Below are 21,397 nucleotides of genomic sequence, written 5' to 3'. Positions count from 1 at the left end.
TGACGCCCGCCCCGGGAGGGACGGGCGGGCACCGGATACGGCTGACGCCCGCCCCCGGAGGGACGGGCGTCAGTGGAGATGCGACCGGATGGCGAGCCGGGGTCGTCAGGCGATCAGGTAGTCGTGCAGTGCCTCGTCGCGCAGCATGCCGAGCGCACGGCGCTGGATCTGGCGGGCGCGCTCACGCGAGACGCCGAGCACGTCGCCGATCTGGTCGAACGACATGGGGTCCTCCCCGTCGAGACCGAAGCGCATGCAGACGACCCGGGCCTCGCGGGGAGGCAGGGTGGCCAGCGCCACCGAGAGGTCGTGGTGCTGCAGCGTCGCGGCGGCGGCGTCGAACGGCTGGGCCTGGGTCGTGTCCTCGATCAGGTCGCCGAGCTCGGCGTCGTCGTCTCCGACGGGCGTGTGGATCGAGACGGTGTCGCGACCGTGGCGGATGAGCTCCTGCACCTTGGCGGGCGGCAGGTCGACCGCGGCGGCCACCTCGTCGATGGAGGGCTCGCGGCCCAGCTCGATCATCAGCCGGCGCTGCATGCGGGTGATCGAGGAGATCTTCTCCGAGGTGTGCACCGGGATGCGGATGATGCGGCCGCTGTCGGCGAGGGCACGGTTGATGGACTGCTTGATCCACCAGGAGCCGTAGGTCGAGAACTTGAAGCCGGCCTGGTAGTCGAACTTCTCGACGGCCCGCACGAGGCCGATGTTGCCCTCCTGGATCAGGTCGAGGAAGGGGAGGCCGCGCTCGAGGTAGCGCTTGGCGATCGAGACCACGAGGCGGAGGTTGGCCTGGATCAGCTGGCGCTTCGCGGCCTGGCCGTCACGGGCCAGGTACTGCAGCTCGCGCTTCAGGGTGGCGTCGATGACGGGGTTCTCGGCCAGCTTCGCGTCGGCGATGACGCCGACCTCGATGCGGCGGCCGAGGTCGACCTCGTCCTCGGCGGTGAGAAGGGCGGTGCGCCCGATCTGGCGCAGGTAGTCCTTCACGGGGTCTTCGGAGGCGCCTCGGATGTCGCTCAGCCGTGCCTGCGGCTCGGCCTCGTCGATCTCCGGTGCGGTCGTGACTGTTGAGCGTGACATCTTCATCTCCGTATCTGCTTCGACTGCTTCGCTTGCACTGCGACTGCACCCGAGCCGTGCGGTGCAGTGCGTTCATCCCGGTCGTATCGGCAGGTTAGCCCGCCTCCGGCTGTGCCCCCTAATGGGGACATAGGGGGTTGACATCCGCCGGCTTTAACGCCATGTATCTAGTTCGTCTAACTTCTCGTCTGTCAGAAGTTAAGTCAAGTGGGTGCCGAGCCGGTTCGTTTCGCGACTTAAGATCGAGGGTGCGGCGCCACTCGCGCACGCGGGAGAGGCGAGCGGATGACGAGCAGGACGACGAGGGCCGCACGCGGTCTCGCCGCCGCCGCGATCGCCCTCTTCCTCGCGGCCCTCTCGCACGTGGCGGCCGGGGGAGGAGCCCCCGGCCAGGCCGGCGCGGCGCTCGCCGCGGCCTTCGCCGCCCTCGTCTGCGTCGGCCTCGCAGGTCGGCGGCTCTCGGTTCCCCGCCTCGCCATCGCCGTGCTGATCAGCCAGTTCGCCTTCCACCTGCTCTTCGCGGTCGGCAGCGGCACGGGCTCCGGGCTCGCCGTCGCGACCTCCCACCACCACGGCCGCCCGGTGTCGACCCTGGTTCCGGATGCTCTGCAGAGCTCCCTCGCCACCGCCCCCGCGCACGCCCACGACTCCGGCTGGATGTGGGTCTCGCACGCGGTCGCGGCGGTGCTCACGGTGCTGGTGCTGGCCCGCGGCGAGCTCGCGGCGCGGCGGCTCCTGGCGCTCGGCCGGCACCGGATCTGGGAGCCCGTGCGGGTGCTCGCCGGACGGGTGGCGACGGTGACGCTCGCGCGTCTCGCCGTCGTGCTGCACGGGGCGGTCACCGAGAATTCACCCCCGGTCCACCGGCTGCGGCAGTTCAGCGTCGCCGTGGGGCCGGCCCTGAGGGAGTGGATGCTCGCGCTCGGAAGCCGCGGTCACCGAGGGCCGCCGACGGGGTTCGCCGCGCATCCGTCGTTCTGAGCTCGTTGCGAGTTCCGAAGGGCCGGTGCGCGCGCTCCCGCGACCCCTCTCCTTCGAACGAAATCGGAAACCATGACCTCTCAGACCTCTTCCCGGCGTGCCCGCACGACCGGAATCGCGACCCTCTCGGGTCTCGCCGCCCTCGCCCTCGCGATCGCGGCACCCCTCTCGGCCAGCGCGCACGTGCGCGTCGACCCCGGCCAGGCGAGCCCCGGCGGCTACACCACCCTCACCTTCAAGGTGCCGAACGAGTCGGCCACGGCGAGCACCACCTCGCTCACCGTCGACCTGCCGACCGGCACGCCCTTCACCAGCGTCAGCTACCAGCCCGTGCCCGGCTGGACCGCCCAGGTCACCGAGGCCGCGCTGCCCGAACCGATCGAGGTCGGCGACGCCACCATCACCGAGGCCCCGGTGTCGGTGACCTGGACCGCGACCGGGGAGGGCATCGGGGACGGGGAGTTCCAGCTCTTCCCGATCTCGGTCGGGCCGGTGCCCGACACCGGGTCGATCGCGCTGCCTGCACATCAGGGGTACTCGGACGGCTCGGTCGTGCACTGGGACGAGCCGCTCGGTGACGACGGGTCGGAGCCCGAGCACCCGGCGCCCGTGCTGTACGTGAACGACGCCCCGCCGGTGGACGAGCACGCGGGGATGGCGCCGGTGACGGCGGGTTCGGGATCGGATGCGACGGCTTCCGGCTCGGAATCGGATGACCTCGGGGCCCTCGGCCTCGGCTTCGGCATCGGCGGCTTCGTGCTCGGCGCCGGCGCCCTGGTGCTGGCCGCGGTGGCTCTCGTGCGCCGCCGTCCGGGTGCCGGAGCCGGGACGGTCGGCCGATGAGGCGCGGGGACGACCGGCGCCCGGCGGTCGCCGGGGCGCGGCGGCGCGTGCTCCGCGGTCTGGTGGCCGGGGTGCTCGCGACCGGACTCGGCCTGGCGGGTCTCGTGGCGGGCGGCTCCGCCGCATCCGCTCACGACTTCCTCGTGTCGACCACGCCGGCCGCCGACACGACGGTGACCGAGGCGCTGACCGAGGTGTCGCTCACGTTCAACGAACCGCCGCTGACCGAGCTCGGGGCGGGGATCGCCGTCCAGGTGAACGATCCGGCCGGGGCGACGGTCTCCAGCGGTGAGGTGTCGATCGTCGACAGCACGCTCGGCATCGCGGTGGCGCCGACCACCGTCGGCTCGTACACGGTGATCTGGCAGACGGTCTCGTCCGACGGGCATCCGGTGTCGGGGGAGTACGCCTTCGACTACCAGGGGCCGGTGGCCGCGGCGCCGACACCTGCGGCACCGAGTGAGGCGCCGAGCGCGACGGCCACCGCCGCGCCTGCCGCGCCCACCTCGTCGGCCACCGCCTCGGCGATGCCCGCGCCCGCTGCGGCCGACGGCTCCGCGGCGGTGCCGCTCGTGTTCGTCGGTGTCGGTGCGGCCGTGCTGCTGCTCCTCGCGGTCGTCGTGGTGCTGGCGGTCGTGCTGAGGAGGCGCCCCAGCGCCTGACCCGGGTGGCCGGGGCGACCGGTCCGGCGCGGAGGTCGGAGTAGCCTGAGCGCGTGACGAGAGCGCGACGGGCCGACCACCTCCGGGCCGGGCCGGTGGCCCTCGTGGCCGCCGGGGGAGCGGTGGGAACGGCGCTGCGGGCCGGCATCGGGCTGCTCGTGCATCCGATCGGGGGGTTCCCCGTGGCGATCTTCGGCATCAACATCGTGGGCGCCTTCGTGCTCGGGATGCTGCTGCAGGCCCTCACCGCCCGCGGCCCCGACACGGGGCGACGGCGCACGCTCCGCCTGCTCCTCGGCACCGGCGTGCTCGGCGGCTTCACCACCTACAGCGCGCTCTCGTCCGACAGCGCGGTGCTGCTCACCTCGGGCGGCGTCGCGCTGGCGCTCGGCTACGGCCTCGCCACCGTCGTGCTCGGCGCGCTGGCCAGCTGGGCCGGCATCGCGCTCGGGGCGGCACTCGGCTCCCCTGAGGGCCGCGACCGGATGCCCGTCGACTCCGACGCGTCGGGAGACCCGCGATGACGCCGCTGCTGTTCCTCGCCGTGGCAGCGGCCGGGGGTGTCGGCGCGGCACTGCGCTTCGTCGTGGACGGGGTGGTGCGCGCGCGCATCCGCTCGAGCTATCCCGTCGGGGTGACGATCATCAACGTGACGGGGTCGTTCCTGCTGGGGCTCCTGACGGGGCTCGCGCTGGGGCAGCTGGTGTCGGAGCAGTGGCTCGTCGTGCTCGGCACCGGGCTGCTCGGCGGCTACACGACGTTCAGCACCGCGAGCTTCGAGACCGTGCGACTGCTGCAGCTGCGTCGCCCGGGCGCCGCGCTCGCCAACGGGCTCGGGATGCTCGTGGCGTCGGTCGCGGTCGCGACCCTCGGCCTCTGGCTCGGCACCCTCCCCGCCGCCTGACGGGGAGGGTGCCGGCTGCCGACCCGACCGCGGCCGACGGCCCGCCGTCCAGGCAGCCGCTAGCGGGTGCGGGAGCGCACCGGGATGAGCAGCAGCAGCCCCGCGAGCAGCACCAGCGCGATCCCCACGATGCCCCAGTACTGCACGTTCGCGCCCGCCGGGCTCACCGCGGCGCCGATGCCGATGAACAGCGTGAACATCGCCGGCGCCAGGAACGACGCCGCCCGCCCGGTGGTGGCGTAGAGCCCGAAGAGCTCGCCCTCGCGGCCCTTCGGGATGCGCCGCGACAGGAACGAGCGGCTCGCCGACTGTGCCGGCCCCACGAAGGCGCAGAGGGCGAGCCCGAAGGTCCAGAACACGATCTGCCCGCCCTCGTGCAGCGCGAACACGAAGGCCGCGCAGACGATCAGCCCCACCAGCGCCGTGACGATGACGGGCTTCGGCCCGAAGCGGTCGTCGAGGAGCCCCACGAGGATCGTCGACACCCCGGCCACCACGTTCGCCGCGATCGCGAAGATGATGACCTGGCCCGAGCTGAACCCGAACGATCCGGCGGCGAGCACGCCGCCGAAGGTGAACACGCCTGTCAGCCCGTCGCGGAAGACGGCGCTCGCGATCAGGAAGTATGCGGTCTGCCGGTCTTCGCGGTAGAGCGTGCGGATGTGCCGGAACAGGATCCGGTACGACTCGACGATGCCCACGCGGGGCAGGGCGGCGCGAGCATCCGTCACCGGCCGGTTCTCGGGGACCGTCAGCAGCACCGGCAGGGCGAAGACGCCGAACCAGATCGCCGAGACCAGTACGGTCACCCGCACCGGGAGACCGTCGGTCGAGGGCACGCCGAACAGTGCCGAGCCGCCGATCGGCTCGATGAAGCCGAAGTAGACGAACAGCAGCAGCACGATGCCGCCCACGTAGCCGAGCCCCCAGCCCAGGCCCGAGACCTTGCCGACGGTCGCCGGCGTCGAGACCTGAGAGAGCATCGCGTTGTAGTTCACCGAGGCGAACTCGAAGAAGATCGTGCCGACGGCGAGCAGGATGAGCCCGAGCCAGAGGTACGAGGCGTCGGGCGCGACGAAGAACATCAGCGCCGACAGCAGCACCACGATGTAGGTGTTGACCGCGAGCCAGAGCTTGCGGCGGCCGCGCCGGTCGCTGCGCTGCCCCAGGACGGGGGCGAGCAGGGCCACCAGCACGCCCGCGATCGTCATGGCGATGCCGAGCTGCGCCGACACCGCGGTCTCGCCGCCGAACGCGTCGCTGGTGAGGTAGACGGTGAACACGAAGGTCGTGATCACGGCGTTGAACGAGGCCGAGCCCCAGTCCCACAGCCCCCAGGCGACCACGTGCCGGCGCTGGGGCCGCACCGCGGCGGGGGACGTGGTCGTCAGGGGAGCGCCGTCGGTCATGCGCCTACCGTACTGCCGGGCGGTGAACGGAAGGTGCCGTGAAACGGCTCAGGATGCTCGCGCCGCCCGTCGGTCATAGGGAGCTCTTAGCCGGGCCGAAGCCGGCCCTCGGGCGGCCGCCGTGGAATGGAGGCATGACCGACACCGACCCCCGTGACCTCCCGCCCCGGCTCATCGCCCACACCGCGGACGGGCCCGTGCACTTCGCGCAGCCCGCCCCACCCACCCCTTCCGTCCCGAACCGCGCCGCTCGGCGGCGGAGCCGGCGCGGGCGCGTCGCGATCGTCTCGAGCCTCGCCGCCTTCGGCGCCGCCACCCTGCTCATCGTCGGCGGTGCCTCGTACGCCTCTGGCCTCGCCGCCGCGACGGCGTCGGCGGGCACCGCCCCCACCGGCACCTCCTCCACCACCGTGCTCGACCTTCCGTCGTCCCAGGTTCCGGGATACGGGTACTCCTCGCCTTACGGCCGGGGCACTGGATCCGGCACCGGCAGCGGCACGAGCACCCAGACCTCCGCGGTCGCGGCGACCGCGGCGCAGACCGCCGGCGTCGTGACCATCGTCTCCGACCTCGGCTACCAGGGCGCCCAGTCGGCCGGCACCGGCATCGTGCTGACCTCCGACGGCATGATCCTCACGAACAACCACGTGATCGAGGGCTCGACGAGCATCCGGGTCACCGACGAGCTGACGGGCGAGAGCTACTCCGCCACGGTCGTCGGCACCGACAAGACCCACGACATCGCCGTGCTGCAGCTCGACGGCGCGAGCGGCCTCACGACGGCCGCCCTCGACACCTCGGGCGCGCTCGCCGCGGGCGACGCCGTCACCGCGGTCGGCAACGCGCAGGGCACGGGCGGCCTCGTGGCCGCCGCCGGCGCCGTTGCCGCACTCGAGCAGACCATCACCACGCAGAGCGAGTACGGCATCTCGGGCGAGACCCTCGACGGGCTGATCCGGATCGACGCCGACATCGTCTCGGGCGACTCCGGCGGCCCGCTGCTCGACGCCGACGGCGAGGTCGTGGGCATCGACACCGCCGCCTCCTCGGGCACGGCCGACATCACCGGCTTCGCGATCCCGATCGAGGATGCGCTCGACATCGTCGCCCAGATCGAGGCCGGTGCCGACACCGCCACCATCGAGATCGGCTACCCGGGCTTCCTCGGCATCGGCGTGGCCGACACGGGCGCCGGAGCCGGCGTCGCCTCGGTGATCGAGGGCACCCCCGCGGCGACCGCGGGACTCGTTGCCGGCGACGTGATCACCGCGGTGAACGGCACGGCGGTGGCCTCGGCCGAGGAGCTGACCTCGGTGCTCGGCGGCATGGAGCCCGGCGAGACGGTGACGCTCGCGGTGACCACCGCATCCGGAACCAGCGGCACCGTGGACGTCACCCTGATCGCCGGCCCGGCAGCCTGACGCCGGGGAATACTGAAGGACCACTGAGAGTTGAGTCGTATGCACTCAAGTTTTGACACCCGGACTTGACGCCGGATGGCGCGGGTGGAAAACTTGAGCACACGAGGCTCAAGCCTCACAGGCTTTCAGTACTCAGCACTACCGACAGAAGGAGAACAGCCACATGGCTCGTGCAGTAGGAATCGACCTCGGTACCACCAACTCGGTGGTCGCCGTGCTCGAAGGTGGAGAGCCCACCGTCATCGCCAACGCGGAGGGCTTCCGCACCACGCCCTCCGTCGTCGCGTTCGCCAAGGACGGGGAGGTGCTCGTCGGTGAGACCGCGAAGCGCCAGGCCGTCACCAACGTCGACCGCACCATCTCCAGCGTGAAGCGCCACATCGGCACCGACTGGAAGGCCGACATCGACGGCAAGAAGCTCACGCCGCAGGAGATCTCGGCCCGCATCCTGGGCAAGCTCAAGCGCGACGCCGAGTCGTACCTCGGTGACACCGTCACCGACGCCGTCATCACCGTGCCCGCGTACTTCAACGACTCGGAGCGCCAGGCCACGAAGGAGGCCGGCGAGATCGCGGGCCTGAACGTGCTGCGCATCATCAACGAGCCCACCGCGGCCGCGCTGGCCTACGGCCTCGACAAGGGCAAGGAGGACGAGCTCATCCTCGTCTTCGACCTCGGTGGCGGAACGTTCGACGTCTCGCTGCTCGAAGTGGGCAAGGACGACGACTTCTCGACCATCCAGGTGCGCTCCACCTCGGGCGACAACCGCCTCGGCGGCGACGACTGGGACCAGCGGGTCGTCGAGTACCTGATCAAGCAGTTCAAGGACACCACGGGCGTCGACGTCTCGAAGGACAAGATCGCCCTGCAGCGCCTCAAGGAGGCCGCTGAGCAGGCCAAGAAGGAGCTCTCCTCGGGCATGTCGGCCAGCATCACGCTGCCCTACCTCTCGCTCACCGAGAACGGCCCCGCCAACCTCGACGCCACCCTCACCCGTGCGAAGTTCGAGGAGCTGACGAGCGACCTGCTCGCCCGCACCGAGAAGCCCTTCCGCGACGTGATCGCCGAGGCCGGTGTGTCGGTCAACGACATCGCCCACGTGGTGCTCGTCGGTGGATCGACCCGTATGCCCGCCGTGGTGGAGCTCGTGAAGAAGCTCACCGGTGGCAAGGACCCCAACAAGGGCGTCAACCCCGATGAGGTCGTCGCCGTCGGCGCCGCTCTCCAGGCCGGCGTGCTGAAGGGTGAGCGCAAGGACGTCCTGCTCATCGACGTCACCCCCCTGTCGCTCGGCATCGAGACCAAGGGCGGCATCATGACCAAGCTCATCGAGCGCAACACGGCCATCCCGACCAAGCGCAGCGAGACCTTCACGACCGCCGACGACAACCAGCCGTCGGTCGCCATCCAGGTCTTCCAGGGCGAGCGCGAGTTCACCCGCGACAACAAGAACCTGGGCACCTTCGAGCTCACCGGCATCGCCCCGGCCCCCCGCGGCATCCCGCAGGTGGAGGTCACCTTCGACATCGACGCGAACGGCATCGTGCACGTCTCGGCGAAGGACAAGGGCACCGGCAAGGAGCAGTCGATGACCATCACGGGCGGCTCGTCGCTGCCCAAGGAGGACATCGAGCGCATGGTGCGCGAGGCCGAGGAGCACGCCGCGGAGGACAAGGCGCGCCGCGAGGCCGCCGAGGTGCGCAACCAGGCCGAGACGCTCGCGTACTCGACCGACAAGCTCATCAAGGACAACGCCGACAAGCTGCCCGACGACGTCAAGAACGACGTGCAGGCCGACGTCGACGCCCTGAAGACCGCGCTCGCGGGTGAGGACGACGGGGCCGTCAAGACCGCGTTCGACAAGCTCTCCGAGAGCCAGCAGAAGCTCGGCCAGGCCATCTATGCTTCTGCACAGGCCGACGCCTCGGCGCCTGCCGGCGAGCAGGGGGAGCCGACCGAGTCGACGTCGAACAACGACGACGACGTGGTCGACGCCGAGGTCGTCGAAGACGAAGACGAGCCGAAGGGCAAGTAATCCATGACTGACGACAACCAGAACGGTCGTCAGCCTGCTGACGAGTCGGGGGCCTCCGAGGAGGAGACCCCCGGCTCGGCCTTCCCCCAGGGAGAAGGACCCATCCAGGCTGAAGGACCAGATGTGGAGACCTCGCTCTCCGACGCCGACCTCTCGTTCCTCTCGGGGCAGAGCTCGGCTGACGAGCTGGCCGCCGAGCGGCTGGCCGACCTGCAGCGGGTGACCGCGGAGTACGCCAACTACCGCAAGCGCACCGAGGCGAACCGCGACACCGATCGCGAGCGTGCCGTCGGTGACGTCGTGAAGGTGCTGCTGCCCGTCCTCGACGACCTCGACCGTGCCGCCAAGCACGGCGACCTCGAGGAGGGCGGTCCGTTCACCGCGATCGCCAGCAAGCTCCGCTCGGCCGTCGAGCGCGTGGGCCTCAAGCCCTTCGCGACCGCCGGCGAGGAGTTCGACCCTCAGATCCACGAGGCGATCTTCCAGCAGCCCACCGACGGCGTGACGGCTCCCACCGTCGCCGACGTGGTGGAGTCGGGCTACTACCTCGGGTCAACGCTGCTGCGCGCCGCCAAGGTCGTGGTGGCGGTGCCCAATGGCTAGCCAGGACTGGTTCGACAAGGACTTCTACAAGACGCTCGGGGTGTCGAAAGACATCAGTGACGCCGAACTGAAGAAGGCCTATCGCAAGCTGGCCCGGCAGTACCACCCCGACTCGAACCAGGGCGACGCCGCGGCCGAGTCCCGGTTCAAGGAGATCAGCGAGGCCTACTCGGTGCTCTCCGACGCGGAGCAGCGCAAGGAGTACGACCAGATCCGGGCCATGGGCTCCGGCGCCCGCTTCACGGCGGGCGGCGGCGGCCAGGCCGGAGGCTTCGAAGACGTCTTCGGCGGCATGTTCGGTCAGGGCGGTGGCGGTGCCCGCGGGCAGAGCTACAGCTACCAGCAGGCTCCGGGCGGCTTCGACGACATCCTCGGCGGCATGTTCGGGCGGGGTGGCGGGCGTGCCGGCTTCGGCGGCGCCTACGGCCCCACCCGGGGTCGCGACGTCACGGCGCGCACGACCATCGACTTCGTCACCGCGGTCAAGGGCGACACCATCAAGCTGCAGACGGCCGATGGCAAGCCGATCACGGTGAAGATCCCGGCGGGCGTGTCCGACCAGCAGAAGATCAAGCTCCGCGGCAAGGGCGAGCCCTCGCCCGACGGTGGGGAGCCCGGCGACATCGTGCTCACGGTCTCGGTGCGGAAGCACCCGGTCTTCGAGCGCGACGGGCTGAACCTCAGGGTGAACGTGCCGGTCACGTTCGTCGAGGCGACGCTCGGCGCCACCATCGAGGTGCCGACTCTCGGCGGCGCCCCCGTGAAGCTCAAGGTCGCGGCGGGCACCCCCTCGGGGCGCGTGCTGCGGGTGAAGGGCCGCGGGGTCTCGACCTCGAAGGGCACCGGCGACCTCCTCGCGGTGGTGCAGGTGGCGGTGCCGTCGCACCTGTCGCCGGCCCAGCGCGAGGCGCTCGAGGCGTTCCACGCGGTGGAGCCGCCCGAGAACCCGCGCGTCGAGCTGCTCGAGAAGGCGCGGGAGTAGCGAACGGCCCCGGCCCGGTTCCCTGAAACCGGCCGGGGCCGCTTTCGCGTCTTCATTCACGATCACCACAGGACGGAGGGCGAGATGGACGGGGTCGACGAGAACTCGCCGCTGTTCGCCATCGCGGTCGCGGCCGAGCTCGCGGGCATGCACCCGCAGACGCTGCGCCAGTACGACCGCCTGGGGCTCGTTCGCCCCACCCGCACGGCGGGCAAGTCCCGCCGCTACTCGATGCGTGACGTCGTGCAGCTGCGGGAGATCGCCCGGCTGTCGTCGGAGGGCGTCTCCCTCGAGGGCATCGCGCGCATCCTGCAGCTCGAGAACCAGGTCGCCCAGCTCGGAGCCCGCGTGCGCGAGCTGGAGGGCGCCCTCGCCGACGAGCTGCTCAACCGCCCCGGCCGCCGCGTCTTCGCGGCCGGCGTCGAGGGCGAGGTCATCTCGCTCAAGCACGGCACTCGCACCCAGCGCCGCACCGAGCTCGTCGTCTGGACCCCGCGCCCCGACGTCGACCTCTGACCCCCCGCTGATGATTACTCATTGACGAGCGGTCGCGGTGCCTGGAAGCTGGGGAGATGAGTTCGGCCCTGACGACCGTCACCGCGCGCGGTCGTTCTCACGCCGCAACGCTCTGCGCGTCGGGCGTCGCGCTGCCCCTCGGCGCCGGGGTCGTCCTCGTCGCCGTGCACCTGACCCTGTTCGAGTCGTCCTTTTACCTCGGTCCGCTGACACTCGTCGTGGAGGCCGCAGCGGTGGTCGCGGTCGCCTGGGCCGCCGGACTCCTCACCGCCCGGAAGGCCGGTGTGGATCGGCCGGTGCTCGTCACCTCCTGCACGCTGGCGGGCGCTGTCGTCGTGTGGGTGATCGTGGTCGGGATCCTCGGGCAGATCGCCGCGATGGTGCTCGTGGCGGCGGTGATGTCCTTCGCCGATGCGCGCCTGGTCGCGACGGTGATCGTGGTCGCTGTGTTCACGGCCCTCGCGGTGCTGTTCGTCCTGACCGCCACCGTCCTGCTGAGCCGGCTGTTCGCTCGGGTGCTCCGACACCCGCCGGTCGTCGAGACTTCGGGAGTGGTACTGCTCTGACGATTACTCATTGACCAGTCAGGCCGGGGGCCCGAGGCTAAGGGGATGACGACGTCTTCACCTCAGCGGACGGGCCGGCGACGGTCGGTCGACCGGGCGCAGGTGGGTGCTGCCGCGCTCGCGGGGCTCGTCGACGGGGGCGCGCTCGCCGTGCTGGTCGCGGGCTTCAGCTGGTGGAGCATCGGCGGGTGGGACGAGGCCGAGCAGAGCGTGGGCGGCTGGCTCGTGCTGGCGCTCGCCGTCGTGGTGCTGAGCGGGGCGTGGTTCGCCGGCGCGGCGCTGCTGCGGCGGCGAGGGCTGCGGCGGGCCCGCTCGATCGTGTCGTGGTCGCTCGCGCTGTCGACCGTGCTCGTGGCGGTGCTGACGGTGGTCGCCGGGTGGGTGGCGGTGATGATCGGGGTGTTCTCCGCGCTGGTGATCTGGTCGGGCGACTACGTCGACGACATCGCGGTGACGGCGGTGGTGCTCGTCTCGGCGGCGGGGGTGCTGCTGTCGACGGCGATCTCCGTGCTGTTCGCGGTCGCGTTCGCGAACGAAGAGCCGACGGAGGGTTCGGGGGTGGAGGGGCGCACCGCGTAACGTTGGGGCGTGCCAGAGTTCTCGTTCGACGCCCTCCGCCGCCATCCTGACGTCGAGGCCGACAACCTGTTCGCCGCCGACGCGAGCGACCGGTTGATCCTCGACGAGGCGCTCGGAGCGCTGGAGGTCGAGGCGAAGGCCGCGAAGCCCGGTGCGCCCGGCCGGGTCGTCGTGATCGGCGACTCCTACGGCGCCCTCACGCTGGGGGCGGCGGCGGTGCTCGATCTGCGCGGCATCCGCGTGCACCAGGACTCGCGGGCCGGGGAGCTTGCCCTCGCCGAGAACGCGCGCCGCGCATCCGATCGCGACCTCGGCGACCGCTTCGAGAACCTGCCCCTCGGCCCCGAGCTGCTCGCGGGCGCCCGGGTGGTGCTGATGCAGCTGCCGCGCTCGCTCGCCGAGCTCGACGAGCTGGCGCACGCGATCGCGGCCTGGGCCGACCCCGAGGTCGTCGTCTACGCCGGCGGCCGCCTCAAGCACATGACCCCCGCGATGAACGAGGTGCTCGAGCGCTCGTTCGGACGCGTCACCGCGACGCTCGCCCGGCAGAAGTCGCGGGTGCTCGTGGCGTCGGAGCCGCATCCGCACGCCGAGCCGGTGGCGATGCGCCGCGAGTTCCACGCCGAGCCCGCCCCCGGCCTCTGGGTCTGCGCCACCGGCGGGGCCTTCGCCGGCACGAAGATCGACATCGGCACCCGCTTCCTGCTCGAGCACCTCGACGAGATGCGAGCGGATGCGCGCACCGCCGTCGATCTCGGCTGCGGCACCGGGGTGCTGAGCGCCTATCTCGCGCGCGCCCGCCCCGAGCTCACCGTGATCGCGACCGACCAGTCGGCGGCCGCCGTCGAATCGGCCCGCGCCACGATGGCGGCCAACGACGTCGAGAACGTGGAGGTCGTGCGCGACGACGCCCTCAGCACCTTCGACGACGGAAGCGCCGAGCTCGTGCTGCTGAACCCGCCGTTCCACCAGGGCTCGACCGTGCACGCGGGCATCGCGCTGAAGCTGTTCCAGGCGGCGGGCCGAGTGCTCGCCCCGGGCGGCGAGCTGTGGACGGTCTTCAACTCCCACCTCTCCTACCGCGCCGCCCTGCAGCGCGCCGTCGGCGAGACCCGTCAGGTGGCGCGCAACGCCAAGTTCACGGTGATGGTGTCGACGAGGCGCTGACGGGGGCGTCGGCAGGTCGGATGGGGCCGGTGGCCGAGGCGCGGGCCGGGAGGGTCGCGAGCATCGGCACCTCGGGCGGCGTGCTGGCGGGCATCCGTCGCCGTGCCCGGCGCAGGGCCAGCTCGAAGGTCGCCAGCAGCACCAACGAGCCGATCACGCCCACCCAGCCGTAGAGGGTCGGGATGCCAGGATCGGCGCGGATGCGGTCGATCATGTCGAGCTGCTCGCCGTAGATGCCGACCATCGCGAAGAACGCGGTGGCGTAGACGAGAACGCGCAGCTGCCAGACGCGGCGGATGCCCGCCACCCCCAGCAGACTGAGCACCCAGAGGGCGTACCAGGGGTGCAGCAGCGGTGCGCAGAGGGCGATCGCGGCGAAGCTGCCGACGAGCAGCCAGAGCGGATCGGCGCGGCGCTTCACGGTGACGAGGAACGCCACGATCGCGCATCCGGCCGCGAGGAACGCCCACACCACCACCCGATGCGCGAGCGCCCCGTCGAGGCCGGCGCCGTTCGCCAGGTCGCGGGCGGCGAGCGAGAGGATGCGCGAGGGCGAGTAGAACGAGCCGAGTTCGAGCGGGGTGCCGAGGCCGATCGCCCAGCCGAGGCCCGAGCCGATGCCGACGCCGAACGCGACGACCCCGCCGACGGCGACGGCCGAGACGGCGGCCCAGCAGGCGATCAGGCGGGGCCAGCCGAAGGGCTTCGGTGCGGACGGTGTGGCGGCGGTGTCGACGCCGGCCTCCCGCGACGAGCGGATGCGCCGGCCCGCCCAGATGATGCCGATCACCGGCAGCGCCACCACCGCGATCGGCTTCACCCCGATGGCGAGCCCCACGAGCACCGCCGCGAGCAGGGGCCGGCCGCGCAGCGCGTGATACGTGCCCGCTACGATCAGCCCGATCATCAGGGCGTCGTTGTGGGCGGAGACGACGAAGTCCATCAGCACGAGCGGGCTCGCACCGACGGCCCAGACCACGGCGGCCTCGTCGTAGCCGCGCAGGCGGGCGATGCGCCAGGCGTAGTAGATGAGCAGGGCGAGGCCTCCGACGGCCACGAGCCGGGTCGCGAACAGTGTCACTTCGAGCGGCAGCGAGTCCGTGGCGCGCACCACGATGTTCTGCAACCACACGAAGACGGGGCCGTAGGGCGTGACCGTGGTCGACCACTTGTAGTCGACGCCGGTCTCGTACCAGTTCGGCAGCTCGGCCATCACGTGCGCGTAGGGGTCGAGGCCCGAGGCGAGCAGGCGGCCCTGGCCGACGTAGGCGTAGCTGTCCCGGCTGAACAGCGGCAGCGCGAACAGCAGCGGGGCGGTCCAGACGCAGATCGCGGTGACGACGCGGCGCAGGGGGCCGGCGGCGGCCGCCTGCCCGTCGCGGCGCCGCAGCGACAGCCCCAGCGACAGCCAGGCGAACATCAGCAGCAGCACCCCGCCGACCACGAGCATCGCGGCGACGTACACGGCCCCGCGGCTGTTGCGCAGCACGGCCATGAGCTCGACGTCCCAGAGCCCCGACCCCGGGGCCAGCCAGCCTCCCACCACCGAGCCCGCGAGGATCATCAGCGACCCCACGAGCCCGATCACGAGACGCAGGAGATGGTGGGCGGAGAGCACAGTACGTCTTATCACGGGCACGGCAGCGACACGAAGGGCCGCGCGGGGCGGCCGACCGGGCTAGGCCAGCTCGGGCATCCGGAACCCGAGCACCGCGCGGCGTCGCCGCACGAGCAGCTCGCTGCCGATCAGCACCGCGGTGGCCCCCACGAGCGCCACGCCGATGATGATCACCGGGATGCGCGTGTCGGTCTCGAGCCGCGGGATGAGGTCGAGCGGCTCGGTCAGCCCGATCAGCATGAAGAACACGGTCGAGTAGACGACGGTGCGCATGCTCCAGAGGCGCTCGGCGCCGGTCAGGGCGAGCAGCGTCAGCAGCCACAGCCCGTACCAGGGGTGGATCACCGGCGACGCGAGCACGATCGCCGCGAACACGCCGAGCAGCAGCGTGAGCGGCTCGAGGCGGCGCCGGGCGATCACGAGGTACGCGGCCAGCGTGCATCCGGCCCCCAGCAGGGCGAGCTTCACGATCTCCTGCGCGAGACCGCCGTCGAGACCGATGCCTTGGAACAGACCGCCGACACCGATGCCCAGGATGCTCGCGGGGGCGTACCACGACGAGATGCTCACGGGCGTGGCCAGCGCTCCCAGCCAGCCCATGCCGATGCCCATGCTCCAGCCGACCAGTGCCAGGCCGCCCAGCGCGATGCCGGCGACCGCGGCCCAGCGGCGGACGATGGCGCCCCACCCCGCGGCCGAACCGGCCCAGATCAGGCCGATGATCGGCAGCGCGATCAGCGCGATCGGCTTCACCCCGATGGCCACGGCGACGAAGACCGTACCGAGCAGCGGGCGGTCGCGGAGGGCGTAGTAGACGCCGCCGACGATGAAGGCGAGCATGATCGAGTCGTTGTGGCCGGCCGCCACGAAGTTCATGATGACGAGGGGGCTGGCCGCCACGATCCACAGCACGCCGGCCTCGTTCAGGCCGCGGAGGCGCGCGATCCGCCAGGCGTAGTACGCCAGCATCGCGAGGCCGGCAGCGGCCAGCAGGCGGAAGGCGAACACGGCCAGTTCGGTGGGAAGCGCATCCGTCGACTGCACGACCACGCGCTCGAGCCAGACGAAGACGGGGCCGTAGGGGGTGCTCGTGTCGGCCCAGAGCGGGTCGACGCCGATGCCGTACCAGCCGGGCAGCGCGGCCATGCCGGAGGTGTACGGGTTCAGGCCCGCGGCCATCAGGCGGCCCTGGCCGACGTAGGCGAACATGTCGCGGCTGAACAGGGGGAGCGAGACGAGCAGCGGCGCGCCCCAGGCGGCGGCGGAGGCCACGACCTCGTTGAGCGAGGTGCGGCGGGCGGCGGTGCTGTTGCTGGTGCTGCTGCTGCCGTTGCCGCTGCCGCTGCCGTTCCTCCGCTCGAGCAGGGAGAGGCCGAGCGCGATCCAGGCCACCAGCAGCATCAGCGCGCCGAGCACCACCAGGAGCCCGGCGATGGTGACGCCCCCGCGCGAGTTGCGGATGAACTCGAGCGCGGCCCAGTCGTGCAGCGTCGAGTCGGGGCCGATCCAGCCCACCCCGAACGAGCCGAGGGCGATGGCGATCGACCCGGCGAGGCCGAGCAGGAATCGCACCGAGGGGGAGAGTACGCGCACGTTCCTGTTCTTACCACGGCGGAATGGACAACAGCCGAACTCCGCGGGAATGCTGGTGGCGCCGGATGCGTTCTGGTAAGTTGAGCCTACTTGACTCAAGTCTTTGATCCACACCAGGAGAAACACACCAGATGGCAACCAACCAGGGAACCCCGAACGGCGACGAGCGCCAGAGCGCACTCGAGCAGTACGGCGTCAACCTGACCGAGATCGCCGCGAGCGGCAAGCTCGACCCCGTGATCGGCCGTGACGCCGAGATCCGCCGTGTCAGCCAGGTGCTGACCCGCCGCACCAAGAACAACCCCGTGCTCATCGGCGAGCCCGGCGTCGGCAAGACCGCCGTCGTCGAGGGGCTCGCCCAGCGCATCGTGGCCGGCGACGTCGCCGACTCGCTGAAGGGCAAGCAGCTCGTCTCACTCGACCTCGCGGCGCTCGTCGCGGGCGCGAAGTACCGCGGCGAGTTCGAGGAGCGCCTCAAGGCCGTGCTGAAGGAGATCAACGACGCCGACGGCCAGATCATCACCTTCATCGACGAGCTGCACACCCTCATGGGCGCCGGCGGCGGAGAGGGCTCGGTCGCGGCCTCGAACATGCTGAAGCCGATGCTCGCGCGCGGCGAGCTGCGCCTGATCGGCGCCACCACGCTCGACGAGTACCGCGAGTTCGTCGAGAAGGACGCGGCCATGGAGCGCCGCTTCCAGCAGGTCTTCGTGGGCGAGCCGTCGGTGGAGGACACGATCGCGATCCTCCGCGGGCTCAAGGAGCGCTACGAGGCGCACCACAAGGTCTCGATCGCTGACTCCGCGCTGGTCGCGGCGGCCGCGCTGTCGAACCGCTACATCCCGGGCCGCCAGCTGCCCGACAAGGCCATCGACCTGATCGACGAGGCCGCCTCGCGGCTGCGCATGGAGATCGACTCGGCTCCCGTCGAGATCGACGAGCTGCGCCGCTCGGTCGACCGGCTCCGCCTCGAAGAGCTCGCGTTGAAGAAGGAGAAGGACGAGGCCTCCCAGGAGCGCCTCGCCGCCCTGCGCGCCACCCTCGCCAGCCGCTCGGCCGAGCTCGCCGGGCTGCAGGAGCGCTGGGACCGGGAGCGCGCCGCCCTCAACCGGGTCGGCGAGCTGAAGGAGAAGCTCGACGCCGCCCGCATGCGCGCCGAGCGGGCGCAGCGCGAGGGCGACCTCGAGCGCGCGTCGCGGCTGCTCTACGGCGAGATCCCGGTGCTCGAGCGCTCGCTGGCCTCGGCGGAGGACGCCGAGACGGCGGGCTTCGGCGTCGACGGTGCCGAGCGCATGGTGAACGACCAGGTCGGCTCCGACGACATCGCCGCGGTCATCGCGGCGTGGACGGGCATCCCGGTCGACCGCCTCACCCAGGGCGAGACCGAGCGCCTGCTGAAGCTCGAGACCGAGCTCGGCCGCCGGCTGATCGGCCAGCGCGAGGCCGTGGGTGCGGTGGCGGATGCGGTGCGCCGCTCCCGCGCGGGCATCGCCGACGAAGACCGCCCCACCGGCTCGTTCCTCTTCCTCGGCCCCACCGGCGTCGGCAAGACCGAGCTCGCCAAGGCGCTCGCCGAGTTCCTATTCGACGACGAGAAGGCGCTCGTGCGCATCGACATGTCGGAGTACGGCGAGAAGCACTCGGTCGCCCGGCTGCTCGGCGCCCCTCCCGGCTACATCGGCTACGAGCAGGGCGGTCAGCTGACCGAGGCGGTGCGCCGCCGGCCCTACTCGGTCATCCTGATGGACGAGGTCGAGAAGGCCCACCCCGAGGTCTTCGACGTGCTGCTGCAGGTGCTCGACGACGGCCGCTTGACGGATGGTCAGGGCCGCACGGTCGACTTCCGCAACACGATCCTCATCCTCACGTCGAACCTGGGCTCGCAGTACCTCGTCGACCCGTCGCTCTCGCCGTCCTCGGCCCGCTCGCTGGTGCTGGACGCGGTGCGCGCCACGTTCAAGCCCGAGTTCGTCAACCGGCTCGACGACATCGTCGTGTTCTCGGCCCTCTCGGCCGACGACCTGGCCCAGATCGTCTCGCTCTACGTCGACCGGCTCTCGCGCCGGCTGTCGTCGCGGCGGCTGTCGCTGGCGGTGACTCCGGATGCCCGTACCTGGCTGGCCTCGCACGGCTACGACCCGATCTACGGCGCCCGGCCGCTTCGGCGGCTGATGCAGCACGAGATCGACGACCGCCTCGCGCGGGCGCTGCTCTCGGGCGCGGTGCGGGACGGCGACACGGTGCGCGTCGACGTCGCCCCCTCGGGCGACGCCCTCACGGTCGAGCCCGTCCCGCTCGCGGACCTGGATCCCGCCGACCTCGCGGACTCCGCGGAGTAGCCCGCCTCGACCGCATGGCTGAGTAGAAACTACTCGGGGCCCACCGAGCCCTCCCGCACCCACTCTTGATGGGATGGGCCGACCCCCGGCCCGCGGGAGGGCCCTCTCATGTCTCGGCTGTCGAACCATCGATCCCTCACGCGAGGAGCCTCCGCATTGCTCGCGGCCGCCGTCACCGCCGGTCTCCTGTCTGCCGCTCCGACGCTGGCGGCCCACGCCGAGGTCGAACCCGATCCCGCCCCGGCTTCGACCGATCTCCTCCCGACGGGCCCGATCGACCCGGGTCCGCATCTCGTCGAGTTCGCGCTGCCCAACCCTCACGGAGCGCCGAACGACGTCGTCGCGGGCCCCGACGGCTCCGTCTGGGTCTCGGTCTTCAACGACAAGCAGATCCTCCGCGTCAGCCACGACGGCGCCGTCCTCGCGACCGCGCAGCTCACCGGCGGCCCGACCAGCCTCACGACCGACGACGCCGGCGGCGTCTGGGCCACGGAATACGCCTCGAACGCCATCGCCCACGTCGACGCGTCCGCCGCCGTCACCGAGCACTCGATCCCGACCCCCAACTCGTTCCCCGCCAACATCGACGTCTTCAAGGGCTACGTCTACTTCACCGAGTCGAACACCCAGAAACTCGGCCGCTACAACCCGGCCAACGGCGCCCTCGACGAGTACCCCATCCTCGGCTCGGTGACGCCCTGGGACGTCCGAGGTGACCAGAACACCGGCAGCCTGTACATAACGGACACCGGATCGGGCACGGTCTGGAAGCGGTACCTGAATGGGGAGGATCAGGGCACCTTCGCACCCGCGGCCGGCACGGACCTCTTCGGGGACCTAACTGACTTTGAGGATACTGTCTCGACGGGCTATACCAGCCACGAGATCAGCACGGTGAACGCAACCGATGCTTTCGCGAAAGTGCTCGAAGTAAATCGTCGTGAGATCACCGGTGTGACCGAGATTCGGACGAGGAGCTTCCAACTCTGGTTCGCGGACGCGGGGGACAACGTCTTCGGAACCCGGATCGACGGATCACAATTAGAGTTCGCGATGCCGACAGCGAATGTTGGTTTGTCTGGCATTGCAGCAACCGGCGATCGATATCTTTGGTCAGCGGAAAAGGTGACGGGGAAGCTCGCCCGATTGGACGTCGCCGCTACAATACCTCCAGACCGCTTGAGTGGAACCGATCGCTACGCGACGGCCGCCGCGATCGCGAAGGGTGCCTACCCGGCGGGGGCAAGTATCGCCTTCGTGACGAGTGGCGAGACCTTCGCCGACGCCCTCAGCGCAGGACCAATCGCGGCACACAATGAAGCTCCGGTGCTGCTGTCTACGAAAGGGGTACTTTCGTCAGCCGCGCGGGCAGAATTGCTGCGGCTGAATCCGGGCCGCGTAGTCCTGATAGGAGGCCCGGCGGCACTCTCCGACGGTGTCTTGGCGTCCATTCAGGAGGCGCTTCCTAGGGCGGCAGTGCAACGCATCGGGGGCAGCGACCGGTTCGCGGTGTCGAGGGCCCTCCTCAACTCCGATCTAGCGCCGCGAGGATCAGAGAAGGTCTTCATTTCTACCGGTCGTGATTTTCCCGACGCGCTGTCGGCCGCTCCCGTCGCCGCTCACGCCGGATCAGTGGTGCTTCTCGTCGACGGGAAGAGCACCGCACTCTCCGGTGACGAGATGCGTGCCATTGCAACACAGCTGTCGCCCATGTACGGGGTCCCGCAAATCGTGGGAGGGCCGAATGCGGTGTCCACAGCTATTGAGAATCAGCTGCGCTCGACCTACAAGCTGACCTACCGGTACAACGGTAGTGATCGATTCGAAGTCTCGTCCGCGCTCAACAAAGGATGGGTCTCCGGACAACCGGCGTACGTTGCGAGCGGAATTTCATTCCCGGACGCTCTTGCCGGTGGCGCGGTGGCGGGCGCCCAGCATCGCCCGATCTACCTCTCCCAGAAGTCCTGCATCCCGGCGGCTGCGGTTGACGCATTCGTCATCAACCGCGCGCCTAGCGTCACGGTTCTGGGTGGGCTCGTGGCGCTGAGCGCTGAGGTCGAGAGACTTACTTCCTGCAGATGAGCGAGAGTGGTTCGCGG

At 70.9% G+C, this 21,397-nt stretch carries 19 protein-coding genes; 15 read left to right on the top strand and 4 right to left on the bottom strand.

The window, feature by feature from the left end:
* Positions 1 to 105: 105 nt before the first annotated feature.
* Positions 106 to 1,080 (bottom strand): sigma-70 family RNA polymerase sigma factor, encoded by a 975-nt coding sequence (locus BJ984_RS03470; protein WP_179546851.1) that lies wholly within the window; start codon positions 1,078 to 1,080, stop codon positions 106 to 108.
* A 285-nt stretch (positions 1,081 to 1,365) separates the two neighbouring features.
* On the opposite strand from BJ984_RS03470, the gene BJ984_RS03465 reads away from it, so the two are divergent.
* The 5 genes from BJ984_RS03465 (at position 1,366) to crcB (ending at position 4,470) form a co-directional block, all read left to right on the top strand.
* Positions 1,366 to 2,061 carry a hypothetical protein gene (locus BJ984_RS03465; protein ID WP_179546850.1) on the top strand — a complete coding sequence of 232 codons (696 nt, stop codon included), beginning with the start codon at positions 1,366 to 1,368 and terminating at the stop codon, positions 2,059 to 2,061.
* A gap of 72 nt (positions 2,062 to 2,133) precedes the next feature.
* Positions 2,134 to 2,904, top strand: coding sequence for a YcnI family copper-binding membrane protein (locus tag BJ984_RS03460; protein WP_179546849.1), 771 nt, complete (start codon positions 2,134 to 2,136; stop codon positions 2,902 to 2,904).
* Entirely contained in the window at positions 2,901 to 3,566 is a 666-nt protein-coding gene (locus BJ984_RS03455) for a copper resistance CopC family protein (RefSeq protein WP_179546848.1), read from the top strand. The genes BJ984_RS03460 and BJ984_RS03455 overlap by 4 nt, the downstream gene beginning before the upstream one ends.
* Before the next feature lie 53 nt (positions 3,567 to 3,619).
* Positions 3,620 to 4,090, top strand: a complete 471-nt coding sequence (locus BJ984_RS03450) for a fluoride efflux transporter FluC (RefSeq protein WP_179546847.1) — start codon at positions 3,620 to 3,622, stop codon at positions 4,088 to 4,090.
* Positions 4,087 to 4,470: a fluoride efflux transporter CrcB gene (gene crcB, locus BJ984_RS03445; RefSeq protein ID WP_173182159.1), complete on the top strand. Its 384-nt coding sequence runs from the start codon at positions 4,087 to 4,089 to the stop codon at positions 4,468 to 4,470. The genes BJ984_RS03450 and crcB overlap by 4 nt, the downstream gene beginning before the upstream one ends.
* Before the next feature lie 59 nt (positions 4,471 to 4,529).
* Here the strand turns inward: crcB and BJ984_RS03440 are convergent, their stop codons facing one another.
* Positions 4,530 to 5,879, bottom strand: a complete 1,350-nt coding sequence (locus tag BJ984_RS03440; RefSeq protein WP_179546846.1) for an MFS transporter — start codon at positions 5,877 to 5,879, stop codon at positions 4,530 to 4,532.
* A 134-nt stretch (positions 5,880 to 6,013) separates the two neighbouring features.
* On the opposite strand from BJ984_RS03440, the gene BJ984_RS03435 reads away from it, so the two are divergent.
* From BJ984_RS03435 to BJ984_RS03400, 8 genes are all read left to right on the top strand, one after another.
* Complete coding sequence (locus tag BJ984_RS03435) at positions 6,014 to 7,300, top strand: S1C family serine protease (protein WP_179546845.1); 1,287 nt, start codon at positions 6,014 to 6,016, stop codon at positions 7,298 to 7,300.
* Between the two features lie 163 nt (positions 7,301 to 7,463).
* Positions 7,464 to 9,335: a molecular chaperone DnaK gene (gene dnaK / locus BJ984_RS03430; protein ID WP_179546844.1), complete on the top strand. Its 1,872-nt coding sequence runs from the start codon at positions 7,464 to 7,466 to the stop codon at positions 9,333 to 9,335.
* Between the two features lie 3 nt (positions 9,336 to 9,338).
* Positions 9,339 to 9,938: a nucleotide exchange factor GrpE gene (locus BJ984_RS03425; RefSeq protein ID WP_179546843.1), complete on the top strand. Its 600-nt coding sequence runs from the start codon at positions 9,339 to 9,341 to the stop codon at positions 9,936 to 9,938.
* Positions 9,931 to 10,920: a DnaJ C-terminal domain-containing protein gene (locus BJ984_RS03420; protein WP_179546842.1), complete on the top strand. Its 990-nt coding sequence runs from the start codon at positions 9,931 to 9,933 to the stop codon at positions 10,918 to 10,920. The genes BJ984_RS03425 and BJ984_RS03420 overlap by 8 nt, the downstream gene beginning before the upstream one ends.
* A gap of 84 nt (positions 10,921 to 11,004) precedes the next feature.
* On the top strand, positions 11,005 to 11,436 hold the full coding sequence (locus BJ984_RS03415) for a heat shock protein transcriptional repressor HspR (RefSeq protein ID WP_179546841.1): 432 nt from the start codon (positions 11,005 to 11,007) through the stop codon (positions 11,434 to 11,436).
* Positions 11,437 to 11,492: 56 nt separating this feature from the next.
* Positions 11,493 to 12,002 carry a hypothetical protein gene (locus BJ984_RS03410; RefSeq protein WP_179546840.1) on the top strand — a complete coding sequence of 170 codons (510 nt, stop codon included), beginning with the start codon at positions 11,493 to 11,495 and terminating at the stop codon, positions 12,000 to 12,002.
* A gap of 45 nt (positions 12,003 to 12,047) precedes the next feature.
* The gene (locus BJ984_RS03405) at positions 12,048 to 12,581 is read left to right on the top strand and encodes a hypothetical protein (protein ID WP_179546839.1); all 534 of its coding nucleotides are present in this window, start codon (positions 12,048 to 12,050) and stop codon (positions 12,579 to 12,581) included.
* 9 nt (positions 12,582 to 12,590) lie between these two features.
* Positions 12,591 to 13,748, top strand: a complete 1,158-nt coding sequence (locus tag BJ984_RS03400; RefSeq protein ID WP_179546838.1) for a class I SAM-dependent methyltransferase — start codon at positions 12,591 to 12,593, stop codon at positions 13,746 to 13,748.
* On the opposite strand, the gene mptB (BJ984_RS03395) is transcribed toward BJ984_RS03400, so the two are convergent.
* Positions 13,720 to 15,366, bottom strand: a complete 1,647-nt coding sequence (gene mptB, locus BJ984_RS03395) for a polyprenol phosphomannose-dependent alpha 1,6 mannosyltransferase MptB (RefSeq protein ID WP_179546837.1) — start codon at positions 15,364 to 15,366, stop codon at positions 13,720 to 13,722. The two genes, BJ984_RS03400 and mptB (BJ984_RS03395), sit on opposite strands and share 29 nt — an antisense overlap.
* A gap of 60 nt (positions 15,367 to 15,426) precedes the next feature.
* A complete protein-coding gene (gene mptB, locus BJ984_RS03390) occupies positions 15,427 to 16,959 on the bottom strand; it encodes a polyprenol phosphomannose-dependent alpha 1,6 mannosyltransferase MptB (protein WP_179546836.1) in 1,533 nt (510 codons plus the stop codon).
* Between the two features lie 131 nt (positions 16,960 to 17,090).
* On the opposite strand from mptB (BJ984_RS03390), the gene BJ984_RS03385 reads away from it, so the two are divergent.
* Both BJ984_RS03385 and BJ984_RS03380 read left to right on the top strand, forming a co-directional pair.
* Positions 17,091 to 19,298 carry an ATP-dependent Clp protease ATP-binding subunit gene (locus BJ984_RS03385; RefSeq protein WP_179546835.1) on the top strand — a complete coding sequence of 736 codons (2,208 nt, stop codon included), beginning with the start codon at positions 17,091 to 17,093 and terminating at the stop codon, positions 19,296 to 19,298.
* A gap of 156 nt (positions 19,299 to 19,454) precedes the next feature.
* Positions 19,455 to 21,380 carry a cell wall-binding repeat-containing protein gene (locus BJ984_RS03380; RefSeq protein WP_179546834.1) on the top strand — a complete coding sequence of 642 codons (1,926 nt, stop codon included), beginning with the start codon at positions 19,455 to 19,457 and terminating at the stop codon, positions 21,378 to 21,380.
* Positions 21,381 to 21,397 lie beyond the last annotated feature (17 nt).

The sequence above is a fragment of the Herbiconiux flava genome (assembly GCF_013409865.1).
In the GTDB taxonomy this organism is placed as follows: domain Bacteria; phylum Actinomycetota; class Actinomycetes; order Actinomycetales; family Microbacteriaceae; genus Herbiconiux; species Herbiconiux flava.
Note: the sequence above shows the minus strand (reverse complement) of the source record. Positions and strands in the feature narration are given on the sequence as shown.